The sequence below is a fragment of the Paenibacillus barengoltzii G22 genome, assembly GCF_000403375.2.
GTDB lineage: Bacteria > Bacillota > Bacilli > Paenibacillales > Paenibacillaceae > Fontibacillus > Fontibacillus barengoltzii.
The window spans coordinates 1,756,449-1,778,658 of sequence record NZ_KE159652.1; the positions used below are offsets into that span (position 1 = coordinate 1,756,449).

Below are 22,210 nucleotides of genomic sequence, written 5' to 3' on the forward strand. Positions count from 1 at the left end.
CCGCGTCCGGCGCGCGGACCGGATCAAACGGCTCGAGCCATACCGTGATCGCCCCGTTGCACCCGAGGCCGGTGCCCCATACCTCGTCTTCTCCGATGCGGAAGTCGTAGAGCAGCTTGCGCGGCTCCAGGATGCGAAGCACCTCTTGGGCATGCTCGCGCAAGTCTTCCTCAATGCAGCCGCCGCTTAGAATGCCCGTCACCTCGCCATCCGCATGGATGAGGCAACGGGCGCCTTCCCGGCGGTAGGCGGAGCCGTCCACATCCACAATTGTGGCAACAACGCACGCCCGACGTTCGGACAGGCAGACGTCTAACGCAAGCATGAGCTCCTCCATGTTCATGTCATCTCCCGTCTTGCAACGATTTCCACACGCGTTCTGCCGACAATGGCAGCACATAACCGCGCCGACCGGTGGCATGGGCGATTGCATTGGCAATCGCGCCCGGAACCGGATCCAGCGCCACTTCGCCTAGGGACTTCGCCCCAAACGGACCATGCGGATCGGCTTCCTGCACGAAATGCACTTGAACATCCGGCATATCCTTAGCCCCCGGCATGCGGTAGTCCATCATCGAAGGGTTCATGACTCTGCCTTCCTGGACGATCAAGTCCTCCATCGTCACCCAGCCGATGCCCTGGGCTACGGCGCCCAGCACTTGACCCTTCGCCATCGTTTCATGAATGATCATGCCGGAATCATGTACAGCCCAGTACCCGACGACCTTTGTCCGGCCGGTGTCCGGATCCACTTCGACCTCGGCAACATGCGCCGCAAACGGATAGTTTGGCGATGGATGCCCGAAATAGGTGGCGTCCGGCAGCTCGGTATCCGGCACATAACTTTCCTTCACCGTAAGCTCCTCGCCAGCATGACGGGCTCGGAACCAATCGGCGACATCGCCAAGGGAATACGTCTTACCGCTATATTGAACGACGCCGTCTTTAAATACCGCGCCTTCGCCCAGCGCTTCAACTGCCAGCTTCTCGATTTCGCCAACCAGCGCTTCCGCCGCCTTTTGCACCGCATTACCGCCCATAACCGTACTGCGGGAAGCCAGTGTACCGATGCCAAACGGATACCGCCCGGTATCCCCGGATTTCACTAATATCCCGTCTTCCGGAATCCCCAGTACGCGGCTCGCGATGCGAGCGTAAGTCATCGACATCCCTTGACCCAACTCGATTTCGCCGGTTTCCACTTCCACGAATCCGCCCGGTTTCACACGGATCACGGCCGTTGAGCCGTCAAACCGCGGATCGATCGCACGGAAGCCCGAGACGTGATTGGCCACCGCCAGGCCAAGGCCCCGATAAGGCGGCAATTCGTTTCTCCGCTCCCAACCGGACAGCTCCTTCACCTTCTCGATGCACGCCTCCAAATTACACGTATCGAGACGATACCCGTGCAGCGTGGTGTCGCCGGCGTGGACAATATTTTTGAGACGCAGCTCAGCCGGGTCCATCCCCAGCTCCAGCGCAATCTCATCAATCACGCTTTCCACGGCAAACAGCATCTCCGCATTGCCAAACCCGCGCATACATGTCGTTGGACTATTGTTGGTGTACACCAGGTACCCCGTCGACTTCACATTATGGAAATGATAAATGTTGTCGGGCCGGGTGCAGGCGGTGGCAATGACGTTGGGGCTCCAATAGACACGCGCGCCCGCATCGGCATATACCGTCAGATCTTTATACACGAAATTCCCTTCCGCATCTGCCCCGATCTCAATGTCAAAAGTCAATGGAACCCGTGGATGGGCCGTGATCATATCTTCATACCGATCCAAAATGATTTTCACATGCCGCCCTGTCGCCATCGCCAAGGCGGCTGCGATCACATGAACCTTCAGAACGTATTTGGCGCCAAAAGAACCCCCAATCGGCGGCACGATAATCCGCACCTTGTCCTCCGGCAAGCCAAACCCGGCCGCATACGCTTCCCGCGCCCGATACGGAATGTGGGAAGGCGCCCAAATGGTGATGCCCTCTTCCTCCGACCAGTGCGCGATCGCCCCAACCGGCTCCAAATGCCCCTGATAAATGCGGTTCGAGATGTAACGCCCGCCTTTGACGACGGCCGCCTTCTGCTTCCCAGCTTCCACATCACCGCGCGAAACATCTACCTTCATCGGTCGGTTCAGCTCTACGTCCTCATGAATCTGAGGAGCACCAGGAGCCATCGCTGCTTCGGGGTCAAATACGCCTTCCAGAGGCTCTAGCTCCACCTCAATCAAGGCCAAGGCTTGCTCGGCTGCTTCTTTCGTCTCAGCCGCAACAGCAGCGATTTCGTCACCGATGAAGAGCACGCGATTGCGGGCGAGAATGTTCCAGTCTTTGAATTTGGTCGGCCCATATTTATGGTTAGGCACGTCGTCTGCCGTGATGACAGCAAGTACGCCTTCCACCTGGCGAGCTTTGTCCACGTTAATCCGTTTGATCCGCGCATGGGCCAATGGGCTGCGGTAAATCGCGCCAACTAGCTGCCCCGGAAAATTCAGATCGTGCAAGTAACGGGTCTGCCCTTCCAGCTTGGACTTTAAATCCAGCGGCTTCTGCTTTAACGTCGGATTCCCTTGCCGAGCCGAAGGATTCGGGTCAGCCGGGTTCATGACCTTGGCGTCTTGCGATTTGCTAGCTTGCTGTTGGCTGTTTGTCGTCATCGCACGGCTCCTTTCGAGGCCAGGACGTGCTCCGCTGCTTCCATGATGCCGCGATAACCGGTACAGCGGCACAGGTTGTTCTTCAGCGCCGCGCCGATGTCGCCGCCGAACAAATCGGGATTTTGCAGCCAGGCCCAAGTGGACATCATAATCCCCGGGGTGCAAAAACCGCACTGTACGCCGCCATACTCCTGCATCGCTTGCTCCAGCTCCCGGAATTCCGGATGTCGGGCTAAGCCTTCGATCGTTTCCACCGATTGCCCTTGGGCGGAAGCGACCGGCACCAGGCAAGAGACGACCGGTTGACCGTCCAGCAGCACGGTACAAGCCCCGCATTCGCCGGTGCGGCAGCCGATTTTTGTCCCTGTCAGGCCTTGTCCTTCACGGATGACGTCCGCCAGCGAAGCGGTTGGCTCTCCGTTCCAGGTCACGTCCTCGCCGTTAATCGTTAACGTCAAACTAGAGTTAGGGTTATGGTTATGTCCGCCGTTCATGAGGCAGCACCTTCTTCCTTTTACAAATGCTTATGTGTTTTGGACGGAGGCATGGAACACTTCCTGCGGTGTGAAGCTGCGGTCCAGCAGGCCGTCCTCCTGAAGATAAGAAATAAACGTCTCGATCTGCGGCCAGTTCGCCGCAACTCCGTAAGGCCACATATCCCCGTTCATCAGCTTGGCCGAGGCTTCAGCCGATTCCCAGACAAACGGATTGGAGGTGGCGTTGCGAATCGTCTCCAGCAACTCCGCGATCCCTTCATCCTTGATCGCCCGCATCAGCTCATACAGCTGCTTGGGCAGTTCCGGGAACTGCTCTACGGTGGTTGCCTTCAGTGAAACCAAGTGCATAATTGGGAAAATCCCCGTACGCCCGTAATACTCCCGCTCGACGTTCCATACGTCCGGGATTAACCGGCGCAGCACGCCGCCTTCGCCCGAAGCAGGGAACAGCTTGGCCGGCGGGCGCCGGGCCGTCATGATCGCATCCACTTTCCCTTCCGCCAGCGCTTCAAAAATATCGCCCTCCACCAGCGTTGCCGGTGTCTTCACCGGCACCCGCTCTGGACGGAACGTAAACCATTCCATCTCGTCAGTGGCGATCCCCCATTCATGCCGGAACATGCCCCGGACCCAGACAGCCGCGGTCATTTGATATTCGGGAAAACCGAACCGCTTGCCTTTAAGCTCGGAAGGATGCGTATATGGACTGTCCGAACGGACATAAATCGCATTATGTCGGAATGACCGGGACAGAAATACCGGTATGGCCGTTAACCGCGTATCTCCTCCGCCTTTGGCAATCAGGTAGGAGGCCAGCGACAGTTCGGATACGTCATACGACGCCTGGGAAATTTGGTTCACAAAAATATCTTCAATCGACTCCCGCTGCACGTCGAGCTTAAAGCCCGGCAGCGGTTTGGCGCCGCTGAGCAATTTTAAGGTACGATCGCTCTCTGACATGGCGATCTTTAAGGTTGTCCCTGCCATGTGATGCTCCTCTCCCCTTCGTTACAGGCCGTTCGGTAGCAAAGCGTTCGCGGCCCGCTTGATATAAGTCCCTACTAAGGCGCGGCGATACTCCGCGCTGGCGCGCACATCCGTAATTGGCGAGCTGTGCTGCACGTACAACGCGCTGAGCTCGTCCAGCTTAGCGGCGGTAAGTTCGCCGCTCCACCGCTTTTCTTCCTCCGCGCTCAGCGTAAACGGCTTCGGCGCGGCTGCGCCCACGGCGGCCGTCCCCCACTCGATCTCATGGCCTTTGCCTTGCAGCAGCAAGGCGACGGAGACGATCGAGATATCGGTGGCCGCACGCTGATCGTGCCGCAGAAACACCTGCGGCACCTCGAGCACCCGGGCCGGGATGAACAGCGACGTGATCAGCTCACGTTCGCGGAGCTGGGTCGCCTTCGGCCCGGTGATGAAGTCCGCGATCGGCACGCTGCGAGTGCCGTCCGCCCCGGCCAGCCGGACTTCCGCTCGGTAAGCCACGAGCGGAACGACCATATCGGCGGCCGGGGAGGCGTTCGCCACATTGCCGCCAAGCGATGCGCGGTTTTGGATCTGCCAGCCGCCAACGATGCGGGCGGCCTGTTGCAGCGCGGGCACGACGCGAAACGTGTCGCTGCCCCAAATCTCGGCGGCCGTCACCGCGGCGCCGATTTCAAGACCCGCCTCGGTGCGGCGGGTCGCTTGCAGCTCCGGCACGCGCCGGATATCGAGCCAGTCGGTGTGCTCCGACTCGTAGGATTTGCGCTGCGCGTTCACGAACAAATCGGTTCCCCCGCACACGATGCGGGGATTCCGCTCCCGAAGCAGCTCAAGCGCTTCGTCTAAACTGCGGGGCTGTAGCCAGGCCATAATTGCCCCTCCTTCATGTAAATATGATGATGTCTACTCCAAGGCGGTCGCCAAATCCTTGATCCACGGACGGCCGGTCAGCGGCTCAATCTTAACCTCACTGCCCGGAACAGCGCGAATGCTGCACAAGTAGCCAGGTTTGCCATTCACAAACGCCGAGCATTCTTTGCAGGCGTTGGCGGAACGGCAGGAATACCGTACCGAAAAGGACGGGTCGACATGCTCCCGAATCCAAAAGATCGCATCCAGCAGGCTCATCCCGTCACGAAATGGAACCTCGTATTTCTCAAAGGAAGCGCCGCTATCTGCATCGCCGCGAACTACGTTTAAAGTCACTGTTGCCATTGTTCCTTATTCTCCCTTCATTCGGAACCGTCTTGCCGGCTCGTTTGATCTCGTCCGTCTCTGTTAACTGCCCGCCGGCAGCGGAACCTCGGTGACAATCCATTCCCCTGCCTCATTTAAGACATAGCTGTAGCTGGACGGTTGGCTCAGCGTGTCGTCGTAATCCAACCGTACATGGGCACCGCGCGTCTCTTTACGTTCCAGTGCGCCAAGCACAATCGCTTCGCTGACTTTCAGCATGTTCGCGGCTTCCAGCTTCTCGAACAGGGACAGCGCAAATTTGCCCGGCTTCGCCAACGAGATGCGGTCCAGCTCGCTGCCCAACGCCTTAAGCTCCGTCAACGCTTCCTTCAAGCCGCTTTCCGTACGAAGCGGACCGGCACCCTTCCACATCACCTTCTGCAGCTTGCGTTTAAACGCTTGGAGCGAGGCGGAATCCCGTTCAACCGGAGTAGGATGCCAAAATTGCGTTAACCGCTCCATCTCCCGCTCAAAGGCTTGGCGTACAGCAGCTTCATCCAGCGCATCAGCCTTCTCGCGTGCGGCGGTTTCACCAGCGATGCGGCCGGTGACCAGCGCCTCGGTGATGGCATTACCGGATAAGCGATTAGCACCATGCATACCATAAATCAACTCTCCCGATGCGAGCAGACCCGGTACCCTTGTGCGCATTGCTTCGTCCACGCGTACGCCGCCGAGCATAAAGTGCGCCATTGGGGCTACTTCCACCATATCCTTGGTCAAATCCACGCCTTGATTCCGCAAAATATCGATGACCGGGCCAAACGCTTCCTTCAGCTTGTCCTCCGGCACCATCGTGAAGTCGAGATACGCCCCGCCGTGCGGCGTGCCGCGGCCAGCCTCCACCTCCCGGAAAATCGCCAGCGTCGTTTGGTCACGCGCCGCCGTGTATTTTCCGGCAACTTCGCCGTTGTATTTATCCATAAATTCTTCTTTAAACCCGTTCAGCAAACGACCGCCCAGCTTATAGCGGAACGGATCCCACATGATTGGATCGATGCCAACGAGCGGCGGGAATAGGTGCGCGATCGGGAAGAACTGCACCATCTCCATATCGCGCACTTCGGCACCTGCCTCGGCTGCCAGTACGAATCCATCGCCGGTCATGTTCGCCGATGCACTGTTGCGCTCAAAGACCTCCGTTAATCCACCTGTAGCCAAAATGACTGATGAAGCCGCGATACTAATCGGGCGGTACTCCTCCATCTCGAAGCCGATGGCACCAACGGCCCGTCCATTTTCAACAACAACTTTCGTGATCATCACGTTCTTCAGGCGTTGGATCTTCTCATCCTTCCATATCGCCTTCTTTAAACCGGCCGCTGTAGCACCGCCCGTATTCAAAATATCCACGTAGACGCAGCGGGCTTTGGAATGCCCTGGAGCAAACGCCTGAGAACGCTTGCCATCCGGCGTACGAGCCCACTTGACGCCGTAACCTTCCGCTTCGAGAATCACCTCGGGTCCCCGTTCGACGACAGCGCGAACGATTTTGGGATCAGCCAAGCCCCGGCTTCCCTTCATCGTGTCCTCAAAATGAATTTCCGTGCTGTCCTCTTCTGCTTCGCCCAATGCCACCGCCACGGTCATCTGCGCCAAAATCGTCGCTCCGCCCCGGCTGATTAAGCTCTTGTCGGTCAATATCACGCGCGCGCCTTCATCGGCCGCCGCTCGGGCTGCCATCAACCCGGCGGCTCCGGATCCGACAACCAACACATCCGTCTGTAAATGTAATGGTTCCATCCTGTTGTCTCCTCCTTCTGCGCTTACGCTTGTTGCGCCAGCGTGATCCCTACCGGTTGCACCGTAATCCCCGCAGCCGTTAATGAAGTGCGGATTTTTTCAGCAAACTCCACGGCATGGATGCCGTCACCATGAATACAAATCGTATCCGCTTCGATATCCACATCGACGTTCTGCTGTGACATGACTTTGCCTTCGGCAACCATCCGAATGACTTGTTTCACCGATTGCTCCTCATCCGTAATCAGAGCATCCGGCAAACGGCGCGAGGTGAGTGAACCGTCGGATTGGTACGTCCGGTCGGAGAAGACTTCACTCGCGGTACGCAACCCGATTTTTTTCCCGGCCTTAATCAGCTCGCTGCCGGCAAGTCCAAACAGGATCAACTCGGGATCGATCTTATATACCGCTTCTGCAATCGCTTCTGCCAAACCGGCGTTCCGCGCAGCCATGTTGTAGAAGGAACCATGGGCTTTGACATGCTGCAGCTTCGCCCCTTCCGCGCGAACGAATCCCCAAAGTGCACCAATCTGATACACCGCGATGTCATAAGCCTCTTGCGGAGACAGATCCATATCGCGACGGCCAAATCCAATCAAATCCTGCAAGCCTGGATGTGCCCCTAAAGCCACGCCATGGTCCAATGCCAGCTTCACGGTCTTGCGCATCGTCGCCGGGTCGCCGGCATGGAAACCGCAAGCGATATTTGCTGAAGTCACAAATTTCAACACTTCGCTGTCTCTGCCCAGCTTATAAGCGCCAAAGCTCTCGCCCATATCACAGTTCAAATCCACTACATTACTCATGCTGATGCTCCTCTCACAATTCATTAATGGGATTAATTCATGGCATTAACTATGAAACAAACCAGCCTCAAACGGCAAAATGAACAACGGAAGCGATTTTCTCCGTCTTTTGCCGGTTGAGGCTACAAGCTTTAGATTTGCCAGTTGGTTTTCTCTTCTGCCGACAGTTCGCGCAGCGAAGCCAAATCGGCCAACTCGACGTGTTCCTTTGGAACAACGGCGCGTTTCGGAAAGATTACTGGCGGAGCCGGTTTGGTGGCGTCTACGATTACAGCGCTGGACATGCGCGGTGTGTTCTTGCCTTCGGCGTTGTACTCCCAGTTCGTCGGAAGTAAACCACCAGGACCGTTCCAACGCGGGATGACCAGCAAATCGCGCTCCGCATCAAACCGTGTGCCAATCGCCCAAGCCACCTCTTCCCCATTAAACACGTCGATGTCCTCGTCCACCACGACGATATGACGTAAATTCTCCGGCTCGGTGTTCAGCGCTGCAAAAGCCGCTTTTTTCACGTCCGCATCTTTTTCCTTCTGAATCGACAAATAACAGTTCATGCGGGCATAGAAAGGAACGTTTACCGTTTTGAGACCTGGCACGATTTTTTTCACCGTGTGATAAATACTTCCTGAACGCGGCACTCCGCCCACAACCAAATGCTCTCGACCCGATGCAACAATATCTTGGAAGATCGCATGATTCCGGTATGTAATCCGTTTGATGCGGATCGTAGGTACCGAGCCTCCGCCGAGATAATGGCCCGGCCATTCGCCGAACGGCCCTTCGCTATGATCGTTATCCGGCAAAATCTCACCTTCCAGAATGATCTCCGCATGCGCTGGGACGAGCAGATCAGACGTATCCGCCTTCACCAGTTCCAGAGGTTCGCCCATTAATGCGCCAGCCGCTTCGTATTCCCCGCCGATCCCTTGAACCCGGGAAACCGCTCCCATGATGAATCCGGGATGATGGCCTAATGCAATTGCGATTGGAGCCGGCTTGCCTTGTTTTTTATACTTTTTGTAAATCAATCCTCCGTGGTGTGCTCCAAGGAACCACACCCCCATGTCGCGTTCGTTGAAAATTTGGTGACGATAGATCCCCGCATTAATCAGCCCGGATTCGGGATCGCGGATAATCATCACACCCGCCGATAAATATGGACCGCCATCCATCTCGTTGTGTACGGGAATTGGCAGTTTGGACAGGTCGACGTCTGCTTCTTCAATCACGTTTTCCTTCACTGTAGCAGCAGCGCGGTCTACGACCACGGGTTCAATCGGTTGCTGCAATTTCTCGCCATATACCCGTGGAATGTCTTGGACCTCACATCCTAAATAGAGGGCGACGCGCTCGTACGAGGTCAGCAGATTGGAAATACACGCCATTTGTGCGCCCTTCACCTTATTGAAGAGCAAGGCCGGGTAATCGCCTTTCTCCGCCAATGCCGCAGCATACGCGGTAATGCCAAAACGTGGATCAACCTCCGTGTCGACAAGCTTGACGCTATTTGCATCAAACTGCGTTAATTGTCCAAGATAGGTTCTTAAATCTTTGGCCATGAGCGGATCGCCTTCTTTCTCTAATATCGTCAGTTGTGAAATAAATCGGGCGAAAACGCACGGTATAAGCGCGCGTTGTTCACCCGATTCTAATATGTCTTAAGGAAGCAACGAAAGGTCCACCGTATCTTCAAACGGAATTTCTTTCTCAAGAACGCCTGCTTCGATTTGCGTCTTCGTGACGTTTTTTGCGCCTTCCTCAGTTACTTTAAGTCCTGCCGGCACTTTCGCCAGCTGATTTTTAACGGCCGTTTCCATCACGTCGGCTGGAATTTGATCGAACTCTTGCAGCATTGCTTCTACTGCGGAGGCCGGATCCTTCTGCACGCGTTCATTCACTTCATTGCTGACTTGAAGGAATCGCTTCATCGCATCCTGATTTTTCTCAACCCATTCCGTTTTGGCCATAACCGTGATACCGGCAAAATCATACGGCGGGTCATACAGCACCCGGTAGTTCCCGGTAGCTAACATTTGCGAAATCGTTGGCTCGGACACCATACCACCAGCAGCTTTGCCGCTTTCAATGGCAGCCAGCATCGTAGCGCCGCTGCCGCCATTGATGATTTGTACGTCTTTGTCCGGGTCGATATTGGCTGCTTTCAAACCTTCACGCAACCCTGTGTCGGACAAACTGCCAACCTTGGTTACAGCCAGCGTCGTTCCCTTCAAATCTTCCAGCTTCTGATACGGAGCATCGTTCTTCACAACCAGCGAATAACCTACGCCATTGTAAATTTCGCCGTAAGCTTTCACGCCCAGACCGTTCTTTTGCTGTCTTAAGACGTGTTCATAAGAACCCAATACGATGTCCAAGCTGCCGCCAACCAAGGCTTGTACCATATCCGCGCCGGACGTGAAGCTTTGCTTCTCGATCGTAATTCCGGCTTTCTCGTAAGAGCCATCATTAATCCCGATTTGCGCAATAATTGGCGTCATGCCGCCGCCCACCAGACCTACGCGAATTTTGACGTTTTCTGGTTGAGTAGCATTGCCAGCATCTTCATTGCTTCCTGTTGCCGCATTGTTCGCGCCAGCGTTATTCCCTCCAGAAGCCGCATTGTTGTTGCTTCCGCACGCGCTGACCAAAGCCATCGTCAGAACCAGCAGCGTTGCCAGGAGCATTTTTGTTTTTTTCATGTGATTCCCCTCCTTGAATAATCGCTTTCTTTCTAAATGTATGGTTGCTCCATTTTTATTTCATCGGGTGAAATAATTTGGAGTTCAGCCCTTAACGATATTTCAGTAGCCGCCGCTCAACCTGAACGATAATTTGTTCCAAGACAACGGCGATAATCATGATGAGGACAAGGCCTGTAAAAATACCTGTCGTATCCAGCATGTTGGACGAATAGGTGATGTAATATCCAAGCCCCCGATTGGAGCCAACCAATTCAGCGATAACTGACCCGATCAGAGCCATGCCGATATTCAGCCGCAAGCTGGTTAGAATCCAAACCGTAATCGATGGAAGTACAACCCAGCGAAGCTTATGCGTCCATTTCGCCTTAAACGTGCTCATCATATCCATTAAGTCTTTGTCGATGTTCCGCACACCTTCATAAGCATTGTAAAAAGCGACGAAGATAACCATTGCCACAACCATCAAAATCTTCGAGGTCATTCCGATCCCAAACCAAACGATAAAGAGCGGTGCCAGCGATACCCGGGGCAAGCTGTACAAAGCCATGATGTACGGATACACCCATTTTTGAAATATCCCGCTGAACGCAAGCAGAATCCCCAGTAAAGTACCTCCAAGCATCCCGATGATAAGACCTACGATGGATTCCTGCAGCGTAATGCTCATGTGGAACCAAAGATCCCCGTTTGCGGTCATGTCGATAATTCGCTTCACAATCAGGGACGGCTTACTTAGCCAAAAAGAATTAAATGCCGTACCCGACAACAGCTCCCATAATCCGATAATGACGATAAATACGACCAATCTGCCGATCCATACGGTGGCGCTGCGATTCCCGCGTCCTGCCTTAGGGGAAGGAGAGCTTTCCGATGGGGTTGATGTTTTTGCTGCCATATTGATGATTCCTCCTCTCTATTCCCCGTCAGACATTTGGGCCCAGATTTCTTTCTGCAGCTCTTTGAACTCGGGATCAAATCGGATCTCGTAAAATGGACGCGGTCGTTGCAAATTCACTTTAAACTCTGCTTTGATTCGCCCGGGCCTGGAGGTCATCACGATCACCCGATCAGACAGTGCAATCGCCTCTTCGATATCATGAGTGATAAAGAGCACGCTTTTTCCGACGTTCTCCCACAGCTGTAGGAATTCTTCCCCAATTTTCACCCGGGTCTGCGCATCGAGTGGTCCAAACGGCTCGTCCATCAAATAGATTTCGGGGTCGTAAGCGAAGGTCCGTGCCAGAGCTACCCGTTTACGCATTCCGCCCGATAGCTCCTTCGGATGGTAACTGCCGAAGCCATCAAGTCCAACCATTTTGAGAAGTCGGTTAGCTTCTTCCACTTGCTTGTCTTTCGCAATCCCTTTGATTTCTAACGGTAAGCGAACGTTGTCGATGACGCTTTTCCACGGGAGCAACGCATCGTTTTGGAACACCATTCCAACCTGGCTAGGCACACCCTGGATTTCTTGACCGTCCAAAAAGGCATGGCCGCCAGCCGGCTTCAGCAACCCAGACACTACTTTCAGCAAGGTTGATTTTCCACAGCCGCTCGGACCTACAACCGATACGAATTCGCCGTCTTCCACCTTAAGCTGAACGTTCTCCAAAGCAACGGTGCGTTGGCCCTTGGAGTCGTACTCTACACGCAAATCCCGAATTTCGAGTTTTGGATGGCTATTGTTCTCCATAATAAATTCCTCCATACTGAATTTTCCATTCATGCTGTCTGATTATGCATGCCGGTCCAAGTCCCTGATCAGAATTTGCGCCCCGATATCTCCAGCTGATGCAGCCCCTCTCGCAGCGTTTGAATCGAGAGTTCCCGCTCGATCATTTGCTGCTGGGCCTCTTCCAAGGTGATCTTGCGGAATCGCACCCGAGCCCCTAAGCTGGCCTGTGCAAGCAACGGCAAATCTACACTCGCGACTTGCGCAATTTTCGGATATCCTCCGGTTGTTTGGCGATCCGCCATCAAAATAATCGGGTTCCCGTCAGGTGGTACCTGTACAGTTCCCATTGTCACGGCCGAGGAGATCATCTCTTTCGACTGCTCCAGCTTTAACTCCCGGCCTTTGAAACGGTAACCCATCCGGTCGGACTGCGGCAAAACCGCAAATTCCTCTTGCCATAAATCGTGACGGCTGGATTCTTGGAACAATTCGTATTCTTCCCCTGGAATCAGCTGCACAGTTGGATTAGCGGCATATTTCGGCAGCATTTGCGGAAAGACCGCCCATCGGCTGACCGCGCCGCTATCCTTGCTTGCCTCTCTGGCGAGTAAACCAAGAAAATGAGAGCCAAGGGGACTGATCTCCCCGAGCGTTAATCGGTCGCCGGCTGCAAGCGCCCGACCTTCATAACCGCCGATGCCTGCTCGTAAATAAGTCGAACGGCTGTTCATCTGAATCGGAACATCGATGCCGCCCCCTACTGCCAAATATGCGCGACAGCCTAATTTCGCCGGACCGAAGGTCAGCGTGCTTCCCTTAGGCGCCAGGACGGTCCTCCATAACGGAACGGGTACTCCATTCAGCTTAGGGGATAAATCACCTCCACAAAGTGAGATCAGCGTCGTCTGCTCAAAGTGGATGACGGGACCTAGCAGCGTAATTTCCAGCCCGGCCTCCCCTTCCGCATTCCCAACCAGTAAGTTCGCAATGCGTAAAGCGAAGGGATCCATCGCACCGCCAACGATCACGCCATACTTCTGAACACCAAACCTTCCCAAATCCTGAACCGTAGTTAGCAACCCGGGTTTTTCGATCAAGAGACTCATCGTTCCAACTCCTCCCATGCTTCAAATTGTTCACGGGTGATCGAGTAGAAGCGGACGATATCTCCCGCCTGCAGCAAAGTTGGCGGCATTTGCTGAGGTTTAAACAATTCGATCGGAGTCTTACCGATTAATTGCCAGCCGCCAGGTGTGTCAATCGGATAAACTCCCGTCTGATCTCCGGCAATGCCCACGGTACCGGCCGGTATGGACAAACGAGGTGTTTCCCGACGCGGGGTGGCAATGAGTTTAGACATTCCTCCTAAATAGGCGAAGCCAGGAGCGAAACCAAGCATATAAACCAGATAATCTGCAGATGTATGAATGTTGATCACTTCTTGAGGGGTTAGACCGTTGCGCGAGGCTACCGTTTCTAAATCCGGCCCCCACTCCCCTCCGTAGCAAACAGGAATTTCAACGATTCTTGCTGGTGATGCTTTAACGTCATGCAGTGTGTGAATCAACTTGGTCACGAGCTCGGCAGCGAACTGGTATGGGGTCAGTCTGCGAACTCGATCCTCATGCTTCTCGGCTTCCTCCAAGAGCTTCATGAGGTCATAATATATGGTCACCGACGTAAAAGCCGGAACGGTCTCGATCATCCAAGGAAAAGGGTGATGCTCCAAATGTTCCGCCAACTGCCTTACCTTTAAATGTGTGCTTGTTTGAATTGAATCACCTAATGTCACAATTAACGCCGAATCTCCGAGTGGAGTGATAATGGGAAACTCAGCAGGTGACGGAGAAAAATTCATGTCCATCCTCCCATCCGAATTTCGGACTTATAATACCGAATTACGAATTTTCTGTTTAAAATCATTGTTAGTTATAATTCCATAAAAATCAAGATTTTTTCCGCTAAGGCGTTAACTGAATTTTGTTCCGTAATTCGGATCAGATCTTCCGAAAATCGAATGTCCAATATATACGATCATTATAGTCGGAATTGGTTAAAAATCAAGCATTATTTTCCGTAAGCGTTTTTGGTTTTCAACAATCTTCCATTCGTTGTATACTAATACAGAACGAATTAGAGGCCATGCAGGAGGCATACCGTGCAAAAGAACACCAAACACAAGAACAAAACCGTGGTCAGGTCCATGGATCTGCTTCAGTTATTCCTGACCCACGCCAAGCTGAATATCAGTGAGATGGCCAAGTTATCGGGGATTCCTAAAACTTCGGTCCTGCGCATGATCGGATCATTGGAGGAAATGGGATTCTTGAAAAAAGATACAGAAGGTTTTTATTCGCTAGGTCTACTCTTTCTTCAATACGGCAACCTGGTTGCCGAACGATTAGATATCCGCCATATTGCCCTGCCGGTCATGCAGCAGTTACGTGACGAAATTCAGGAAGCCATTCATCTCGTGCTGCGTGATGGAGACGAAAGCATTTATATTGAGAAATTGGATACAGATCACCCCGTAAGGCTATTCACCAAAATTGGTCGCAAAGCCCCGTTGTATGCCGGCGCTTCGTCTCGCATCATCTTAGCTTTTATGCCGGAGGAAGAGCGTGAGGAGTACCTCGAAGCCACAGAACTGCTACGGATCGCCTCCGGTACAATCACTGACAAAGCGTTGCTGCGTCAGATTCTGGAGCGTTCCCGTCAGGAAGGATACAGCTTTAGCCGTTCTGAATTGGAGAACTACACGGCTGAGTTAAGCGCTCCGATCTTTGATCATACGGGGCAAATTATTGCTGCACTCAGCGCTGCTGGATTGGAGGTCCAGTTTGAGGAAGAGCGTATCCCAGAACTGGTTAAGGAAGTCCAGCAAGCGGCTAACGAAATTTCTCGTAAATTAGGTTATACCCAGTCCATACCGATTGCGGTATGGCAATAACCTATCTTTCCAACAAGAACAAGCCCGTCCCGGCGACTGCCGAGACGGGCTTTAAGGTAATGAAACGTTATTCTTGTTGAAGTAGGGTGGCCTGACCTTCGACGATCACGACTTCAGGTTCGGGAACAAAACCGTAATTCCGATCAAAGGCATCCTGTACGTGACGAATGAGTTCGATCACATCGGCCGCGGTCGCCCCGCCCACATTTTGAATGACATTGCCGTGAACAGGTGAAATCCGTGCATTGCCACGCTGAACCCCTTTTAAGTTAAGACGATCCGCCAGTTTCCCAATCGGCTCGCCAACGGAATAGTTGTTTTTGAACACCGATCCACAGGAAGGATACGAGAAATGCATCTTCCCTACTCGGTCCTCAATGATCTTTCGCATCGGGGCCAACGCAGCATCTTGCCCCCCTAACCCTTCCTTCGTCTTCAGCCATGTGATGAAATGCGATGCAAACTCCGGTAATTGGTGAGACGGAAGCTTTCCTTCCTGAAGTGCAACCAGCTCCGGGATCGCTGTCAAATCGGCAGCTTGAGCGATAGAACTGAGCTTAAACTCAGCGCCAACGATGAACCAGCGCGTTCGATTATGCTGGAACACCGACTGTTTATACCCAAATTCGCATTCCTCGCGGCTGATGGTTTGAACGGTACCCGGCTGTTGCAAATCGATATAATGCACCTTGACCAACGTATCGCTGATATGACGGTCAAAATATTTAGCATTCATATAAATTCCACCGCCCACCGTTCCCGGCAGCAAAAAGGTAAAATCAAAATCAGCAATCCCCAGGCCATATCCGATCACAGCCAACATCGACATCGGCACCCCTGCCGAGACGTATAGCCGATCTCCTTCAAGCTTCACCTCAACCATTTCTCGAGTGGTCAGAAACAGTGCATCGGGATCCGGCTGATCGGGAAACAGCAGATTGGATCCTCCGCCAAAAAAAACCGGTGATATGCCGCGACGATAAGCCAATTCCAGCAACTCTTGCAATTGTTCTACTGAATGAGGCGTTCCCACAAAACGGGCCTCTCCCCCGATTTCGTAAGTCGAATAACGGGACAACGCCTGATGTGTTCGCAGTCCAGCCAAATTCCAGCTTGTCATATAAAGCCCCTTCCTACCTGCTTCCTAAACAGTAATGTATATTATGTCGTTGGGCGATTTCAGTGTCAATGAATCGTTTAAAGTATTACGCAAACAATCAAAAACGGGCTGAAAGAAGAGTCCTTCTTATCAGCCCGTTGTTTATCGCCTCGTCTGAGGGCTTAATCCGAAAATTCCACGTTGTGATAAACCTGCTGTACGTCCTCCAGATCCTCCAACGCATCGATCAACTTCTCGAACTGCGCTTCCACTTCTTTACTCGGTAGAGTAACGTAGTTTTGAGGCAGCATCGTCAGTTCCGCTACCGTAAACTCCGTAACCCCGGAGTTCTTGAGCGCTTCTTGAACGGCATGGAATTGATCGGGTTCGGCATATACGATCACCGACTCGTCCTCTTCGATGATATCCCGCACCTCAAGATCGGCTTCCATCAGGATTTCAAACACTTCATCAATCGATTTGCCTTCCATCCCGATGACGGCTGTTTCGTCAAACATATAAGATACCGATCCGCTTACGCCCATGTTTCCGCCATTCTTATTAAATGCGGAGCGTACTTCCGGTGCGGTACGGTTTACGTTATTCGTTAATGTATCTACAATGACCATCGCGCCGTTAGGGCCGAAGCCTTCATAACGCAACTCTTGATATACTTCATCCGTAGCGCCTTTCGCTTTATCGAGAGCCCGGTCAATGATCGCCTTCGGCACATTGTACGTTTTCGCCCGTTCAAGAACGACCTTCAAGGCACGGTTCGATTCCGGATCCGGCTCGCCCTTCTTGGCAGCTACATAAATCTCAACGCCGAACTTCGCGTAGATTCGACTAGTGTTCGCGTCTTTCGAAGCCTTTTTCTCTTTAATATTATTCCATTTGCGGCCCATACTCTTCCCACTTTCTTAATAATCTACCCAACTATTATAACCAACAACTTAGTTGGCGGCAATGAATGCTGTAGGTTTAGTTGACCATGATATTAGCACTTAAGATTGCAAAAATGCCCTATGTAATTCACATAGGGCATGGAATAATCCTTCTTTATTCCGATGGCACAGCGCTCGGATCCATAAATACGATTTCCCATAGATGGCTGTCCGGATCCTGGAAGCTCCAAGTATACATAAATCCGTGGTCAACTGGATCGCTGTAGGGCTTCCCGCCCGAGGCGAGCGCCTTGTTCACGATTTCGTCCACTTGATTACGGCTCTCGGCCGACAAGGCAACGATGACCTCCGAATGACCCGAGGTATCCGGGATTTCTTTCTTCGTAAACGACTTGAAGTACTCCTCCGTCAGCAGCATGGCGAAAATATTCGGACCAATCACCAAACAAGCCGCCTTCTCATCGGTAAATTGCGGATTAAACTCAAAGCCGATCGATTGAAAGAATTTCATCGATCTCTGCAAGTCTTTTACAGGAAGGTTTACGAAAATATTACTCAAGCTAACTGCCATCGGATCACCTCGTTTTCAAATTTAAACCAATTATACCTGAGGCAACCCTTAAATGCTAGATTACGACTTGATTAGATCATCTTGGTGGTCCAAGATTCACAATTCCACGTCTCCGTAACGACATCACGATAAAATTCCGGTTCGTGGGAGATTAACAGAATGCTGCCTTTGTAAGCTTTCAACGCACGCTTCAGCTCATCTTTCGCATCCACGTCCAAATGGTTCGTTGGTTCGTCCAATACGAGCAGGTTCGTTTCCCGGTTAATCAGCTTGCACAGGCGCACCTTAGCCTTCTCGCCTCCGCTTAGAACTGCAATTTTGCTTTCGATATGTTTCGTTGTCAGTCCGCATTTCGCCAGAGCCGCACGCACCTCAAACTGCGTGAACGACGGGAACTCGTTCCAGATTTCTTCAATGCACGTATTGTAATTGGCATCCTTCATCTCTTGCTCAAAGTAGCCGATTTCCAGCAAGTCCCCGAGATGCACCGAACCAGAGATCGCCGGGATTTGTCCCAGGATGCTGCGAAGCAGCGTGGTTTTCCCGATCCCGTTGGCGCCGACGAGGGCGATTTTTTGCCCGCGTTCCATTCTTAAATTCAGCGGCTTCGATAAAGGCGAGTCGTAACCAATGACCAGATCCTTCGTTTCAAAAATTAACTTGCCTGATGTCCGAGCATCCTTGAAGTTAAACTGCGGTTTCGGTTTTTCCTTCGCCAGCTCGATAATTTCCATCTTGTCCAGCTTCTTCTGACGAGACATCGCCATGTTTCGCGTCGCTACGCTGGCTTTGTTGCGGGCTACGAAATCTTTGAGATCGGCAATTTCCTGTTGCTGACGTTTGTAGGCGGACTCTAACTGTTGTTTTTTCGCTTCATACACCTGCAAGAAGTTATCATAATCACCGACGTAACGGTTTAGCTCTTGATTTTCCATATGATAAATCAGATTAATCACGCTGTTCAGGAACGGAATATCGTGCGAAATGAGGATAAACGCGTTCTCGTACTCTTGCAAATACCGTTTCAACCATTCAATATGTTGCTCGTCCAAATAGTTGGTAGGTTCGTCCAATAGCAGAATGTCTGGTTTCTCCAGCAGGAGCTTAGCGAGCAAAACCTTCGTCCGCTGACCTCCGCTGAGGTCGTGAACATCTCTTTCGAGCCCGATATCTGTCAAGCCCAAGCCCCGAGCCGTTTCCTCAATCTTGGCATCGATAAGATAGAAATCTTGATTCGTGAGCGTGTCTTGGATCGTACCTACGTCCTCCAGCAGCTGCTCCAGCTCTTCCGGCGATACCTCCCCCATTCTGGCGTACATGTCGTTCATTTCCTGTTCCAGATCGAACAGATATTGAAACGCTCCGCGCAGCACGTCACGGATCGTCATCCCTTTCTCCAATACGGCATGCTGATCGAGGTAGCCTACGCGCGTGCGTCTGGCCCACTCAATTTTGCCTTCGTCCGGCTGCAGCTTGCCCGTAATGATGTTCATGAACGTCGATTTTCCTTCACCGTTGGCCCCGACTAAGCCGACATGCTCGCCTTTCAGCAAGCGGAAGGATACATCGTTAAAAATCGCCCGGTCCCCAAATCCGTGGCTCAGTCGTTCAACATTTAAAATACTCATGGAAATTTAACACCTTTTCTATATGAATTATTAGTTATAAACCTTCGTAAGATCCACAAAGGGTACACTCGACCTATTATACTGGTTAAACGGGGCAAAGCTCAATACGGCGGGGAAATTTAGTAGAAAAAAGCGCCGTCCCGAATATTCCTCGGGCGACGCCTTGTGTCATAATTTAAAAACCTAAGATTTCGTCGATCTTACGGAGCTCCTCTTGCGTAAATGTCCGATTCGCCAATGCGCCTACGGCATCCTCGATTTGGCTGACTTTGCTAGCGCCGATCAGAGCGGATGTCACTCTGCCGTCACGCAGCACCCAGGCCAAAGCCATTTGCGATAGCTTCTGCCCTCTAGCGGCAGCCAGTTCGTTCAGCCGCTTGATTTTGGCAATCCGCTCTTCGTTTACGTCCTCTGGACGAAGGAACACGCTAGGGCCGGCGGCCCGGGAATCCGGTGCGATTCCGTTTAGGTATCGGTCGGTCAGGATACCTTTCTCAAGCGGGGAAAACACGATTGAGCCTATGCCCTCTTCCTCCAAGACATCCAGTAACCCCTCTTCGATCCAGCGATTCATCATGGAGTAGTTTGGCTGGTGAATTACCGCCGGGGTACCAAGTTGTTTTAAGATTCGGGACGCTTCGCGCGTCTCTTCCGGACGATAGTTGGACAACCCCACATACAGTGCTTTCCCTTGTCGTACAATCAGATCAAGCGCAGACATCGTTTCTTCCAACGGCGTGTCGGGATCTGGACGATGGTGATAGAAAATATCCACATACTCCAGCCCCATCCGCTTTAAGCTTTGATCGAGGCTGGAGACCAGATATTTTTTGGATCCCCATTCCCCATATGGCCCTGGCCACATGTAATATCCCGCTTTAGTCGAGATGATCAGCTCATCGCGATATGGACGCAGATCCTCACGCAGTACCCGTCCGAACGTCTCCTCGGCCGAGCCTGGCGGCGGTCCATAGTTGTTCGCTAAATCGAAATGGGTGATTCCAAGATCAAAAGCTCTGCACAACATGGCGCGTCCATTTTCCAGTACATCGATCCCCCCAAAATTGTGCCATAGGCCCAGGGAAATGGCTGGAAGCTTCAATCCGCTCCGTCCCGAACGGTGATATGTCATTGTTTCATATCGGTTATCCGCTGCTTGATACATAAATGCTTGTCCCTCCTTCAGTCTATATGTGTTCAATATAATCCACGAGGAGCAACTTACCTATATCAGCATGGATGATCTCTATGGCATAATGTCTGATTTTCGCCCAAGTTCACGGTAATCGGAGGGCGAGGTGCCTACTGTTTTTTTGAACATTTTGGAGAATAACAAGGCGTCTTGGTAACCCACAGAACGCGCTACTTCCGCGATCGAATAATGGCCGTTGCGCAGCAGGACGCAGGCTTTCTCCATTCGGTACTTGAGCAAGTACTGCTGCGGCGGCATTCCTATCGACCGCTTAAACAAAGACGTTAAGTATTTCCGATCCAGCCCCACGAAGGCAGCCAGTTGGCCGATGCTTAGTTCCTCACTATAATGGCTGTGCAGAAAATCAAGGCAACGGTGAATATACGCATCCTTCGCTTTCGTTCTTGGGGAACTTACATCCCCTGATGCAGGGACAAGCTCCACCAGCAAGGTCATGAACTCATATAGCAACGTTTGCAAGCGCAAATCGCGCGTCGTCGATTCCTCTGCTTCATTAAGTCGATCATAGAGTTGCGGCATCAATTGCGTATCCATGGGAAACACGGGGGAAGCCGGCGTCAACCGGGTACGGCTCAAAATCTCCGACACCTGTTCCCCGCTGAAGCCGATCCAAGAGTACGTCCAAGGGTCAACCTCGTCTGCTTGATAGAAGATAATCCGCTCGGGATAAGCGAGAAAAGCTTGTCCGCCGGTCAACTCGAAGGTCTCTCCCTCCACTTTCACTATCCCTCGTCCTGAATGGATAAAGTGAATTTTGTAGATATCCCGCACACCCGGGCCAAACGAATGAAGCGGAACACATCGTTCTTTTCCCCAATAACACAAATACAAGTCCGGCGCCTCGCGAAACGGCCGATCTGGATTATAATGAAAAATGGCTCGCATCATTGCATCCCCTATCTGGACCCTTCAATTTCGGATAAACTCCTTTAGTTAAATTGATTATATCATCGTTGATCCTAGTAGATGGTGGGTTTGAGCAGATAGCGTGTGGGAGAGAATTTGTCTTATGGTTAACATAACATTTATTACGTTGCTTTTTGTAGTCGCTCACTCGCTTATGACTGAGTTCACGACCATTTCATGCTGCCACGTGCAAAAGTACCACTCAATCAACTGTGATCCTCCATATCTCACCTGCACCCATACGCGATTCCTGCAAAAATACAGTTATTTTGAGCTGGAATCGCTGTTTTTCCTGAAATAACTGCAAAAGTGCAGGCTTTTTTCGCTGAAATGCCCGATTTGCCCCATTATTGCGAAAAATAACTGCACTTTCCCTAAGGCCCCCTAAATAAACTGGAGTCCTCCCCTACAAGGATTTACAATGGAAATAAGGGAGAGGATTCAGTTATGGGAAAAGCCAAAGATGAATTTCGTTTAAAGGTAGTAAGAGAAGCTCTGTCCGGGATTAAGGTGGGGGTGCTTGCCCGGTCGTATGACCTGCACCCAGAAACCATTCGAACCTGGATTCGAGCATACCGAGATCAGATTACAGATGTGGATACATCACTGCCAGACCAACACCTTCAAGA

Annotated in this window: 21 protein-coding genes and 1 pseudogene; 2 read left to right on the forward strand and 20 right to left on the reverse strand. The window is 52.3% G+C overall.

All coding sequences use genetic code 11. The annotated features are described in order from the left end of the window. Positions 1–124: 124 nt before the first annotated feature. The 14 genes and pseudogenes from C812_RS23070 to pxpB all read right to left on the reverse strand — a co-directional run. A pseudogene (locus C812_RS23070) lies at positions 125–433 on the reverse strand (XdhC family protein); the annotation flags it as partial. Continuing rightward, entirely contained in the window at positions 345–2,666 is a 2,322-nt protein-coding gene (locus C812_RS08200) for a xanthine dehydrogenase family protein molybdopterin-binding subunit (RefSeq protein ID WP_016312202.1), read from the reverse strand. The pseudogene C812_RS23070 and the gene C812_RS08200, both read right to left, overlap by 89 nt. Then, on the reverse strand, positions 2,663–3,160 hold the full coding sequence (locus C812_RS08205) for a (2Fe-2S)-binding protein (protein ID WP_016312203.1): 498 nt from the start codon (positions 3,158–3,160) through the stop codon (positions 2,663–2,665). Before C812_RS08205 ends, C812_RS08200 begins: the two co-directional genes overlap by 4 nt. Positions 3,161–3,190: 30 nt before the next feature. After that, positions 3,191–4,150: a type 2 periplasmic-binding domain-containing protein gene (locus tag C812_RS08210; RefSeq protein ID WP_016312204.1), complete on the reverse strand. Its 960-nt coding sequence runs from the start codon at positions 4,148–4,150 to the stop codon at positions 3,191–3,193. 21 nt (positions 4,151–4,171) lie between these two features. After that, positions 4,172–5,020, reverse strand: a complete 849-nt coding sequence (locus C812_RS08215; RefSeq protein ID WP_016312205.1) for an FAD binding domain-containing protein — start codon at positions 5,018–5,020, stop codon at positions 4,172–4,174. Between the two features lie 33 nt (positions 5,021–5,053). Then, a complete protein-coding gene (locus C812_RS08220) occupies positions 5,054–5,365 on the reverse strand; it encodes a 2Fe-2S iron-sulfur cluster-binding protein (protein WP_016312206.1) in 312 nt (103 codons plus the stop codon). A gap of 63 nt (positions 5,366–5,428) precedes the next feature. Continuing rightward, entirely contained in the window at positions 5,429–7,129 is a 1,701-nt protein-coding gene (locus tag C812_RS08225; RefSeq protein WP_016312207.1) for an FAD-binding protein, read from the reverse strand. A gap of 23 nt (positions 7,130–7,152) precedes the next feature. Then, on the reverse strand, positions 7,153–7,935 hold the full coding sequence (locus C812_RS08230; protein ID WP_016312208.1) for a LamB/YcsF family protein: 783 nt from the start codon (positions 7,933–7,935) through the stop codon (positions 7,153–7,155). A 131-nt stretch (positions 7,936–8,066) separates the two neighbouring features. Continuing rightward, positions 8,067–9,494, reverse strand: a complete 1,428-nt coding sequence (locus C812_RS08235; protein WP_016312209.1) for a UbiD family decarboxylase — start codon at positions 9,492–9,494, stop codon at positions 8,067–8,069. Positions 9,495–9,593: 99 nt separating this feature from the next. Further along, positions 9,594–10,634: an ABC transporter substrate-binding protein gene (locus C812_RS08240; protein WP_016312210.1), complete on the reverse strand. Its 1,041-nt coding sequence runs from the start codon at positions 10,632–10,634 to the stop codon at positions 9,594–9,596. Positions 10,635–10,725: 91 nt separating this feature from the next. Continuing rightward, entirely contained in the window at positions 10,726–11,532 is an 807-nt protein-coding gene (locus tag C812_RS08245; protein ID WP_016312211.1) for an ABC transporter permease, read from the reverse strand. An 18-nt stretch (positions 11,533–11,550) separates the two neighbouring features. Further along, positions 11,551–12,327, reverse strand: a complete 777-nt coding sequence (locus C812_RS08250; protein ID WP_016312212.1) for an ABC transporter ATP-binding protein — start codon at positions 12,325–12,327, stop codon at positions 11,551–11,553. A gap of 68 nt (positions 12,328–12,395) precedes the next feature. Continuing rightward, positions 12,396–13,415, reverse strand: a complete 1,020-nt coding sequence (locus C812_RS08255) for a 5-oxoprolinase subunit C family protein (RefSeq protein ID WP_016312213.1) — start codon at positions 13,413–13,415, stop codon at positions 12,396–12,398. Beyond that, positions 13,412–14,167 (reverse strand): 5-oxoprolinase subunit PxpB, encoded by a 756-nt coding sequence (pxpB, locus tag C812_RS08260; RefSeq protein ID WP_016312214.1) that lies wholly within the window; start codon positions 14,165–14,167, stop codon positions 13,412–13,414. The genes C812_RS08255 and pxpB overlap by 4 nt, the downstream gene beginning before the upstream one ends. A 300-nt stretch (positions 14,168–14,467) precedes the next feature. Between pxpB and C812_RS08265 the strand changes: the two genes are divergently transcribed. Continuing rightward, on the forward strand, positions 14,468–15,259 hold the full coding sequence (locus tag C812_RS08265) for an IclR family transcriptional regulator (RefSeq protein ID WP_016312215.1): 792 nt from the start codon (positions 14,468–14,470) through the stop codon (positions 15,257–15,259). Positions 15,260–15,326: 67 nt separating this feature from the next. On the opposite strand, the gene C812_RS08270 is transcribed toward C812_RS08265, so the two are convergent. From C812_RS08270 to C812_RS08295, 6 genes are all read right to left on the reverse strand, one after another. After that, entirely contained in the window at positions 15,327–16,379 is a 1,053-nt protein-coding gene (locus C812_RS08270; RefSeq protein WP_016312216.1) for a UDP-N-acetylmuramate dehydrogenase, read from the reverse strand. Between the two features lie 161 nt (positions 16,380–16,540). Next, on the reverse strand, positions 16,541–17,263 hold the full coding sequence (locus C812_RS08275) for a YebC/PmpR family DNA-binding transcriptional regulator (RefSeq protein WP_009223249.1): 723 nt from the start codon (positions 17,261–17,263) through the stop codon (positions 16,541–16,543). Positions 17,264–17,417: 154 nt separating this feature from the next. Further along, positions 17,418–17,834, reverse strand: coding sequence for a VOC family protein (locus C812_RS08280; RefSeq protein WP_016312217.1), 417 nt, complete (start codon positions 17,832–17,834; stop codon positions 17,418–17,420). Positions 17,835–17,905: 71 nt separating this feature from the next. After that, complete coding sequence (locus tag C812_RS08285) at positions 17,906–19,462, reverse strand: ABC-F family ATP-binding cassette domain-containing protein (protein WP_016312218.1); 1,557 nt, start codon at positions 19,460–19,462, stop codon at positions 17,906–17,908. 175 nt (positions 19,463–19,637) lie between these two features. Further along, the gene (gene mgrA / locus C812_RS08290; protein WP_016312219.1) at positions 19,638–20,627 is read right to left on the reverse strand and encodes an L-glyceraldehyde 3-phosphate reductase; all 990 of its coding nucleotides are present in this window, start codon (positions 20,625–20,627) and stop codon (positions 19,638–19,640) included. Between the two features lie 81 nt (positions 20,628–20,708). Next, positions 20,709–21,560, reverse strand: a complete 852-nt coding sequence (locus C812_RS08295) for an AraC family transcriptional regulator (RefSeq protein ID WP_016312220.1) — start codon at positions 21,558–21,560, stop codon at positions 20,709–20,711. A 468-nt stretch (positions 21,561–22,028) separates the two neighbouring features. Here C812_RS08295 and C812_RS21830 point away from each other — a divergent pair. Beyond that, a partial coding sequence (locus tag C812_RS21830) for a helix-turn-helix domain-containing protein (protein WP_016312222.1) occupies positions 22,029–22,210 on the forward strand: 182 nt, incomplete at its 3' end.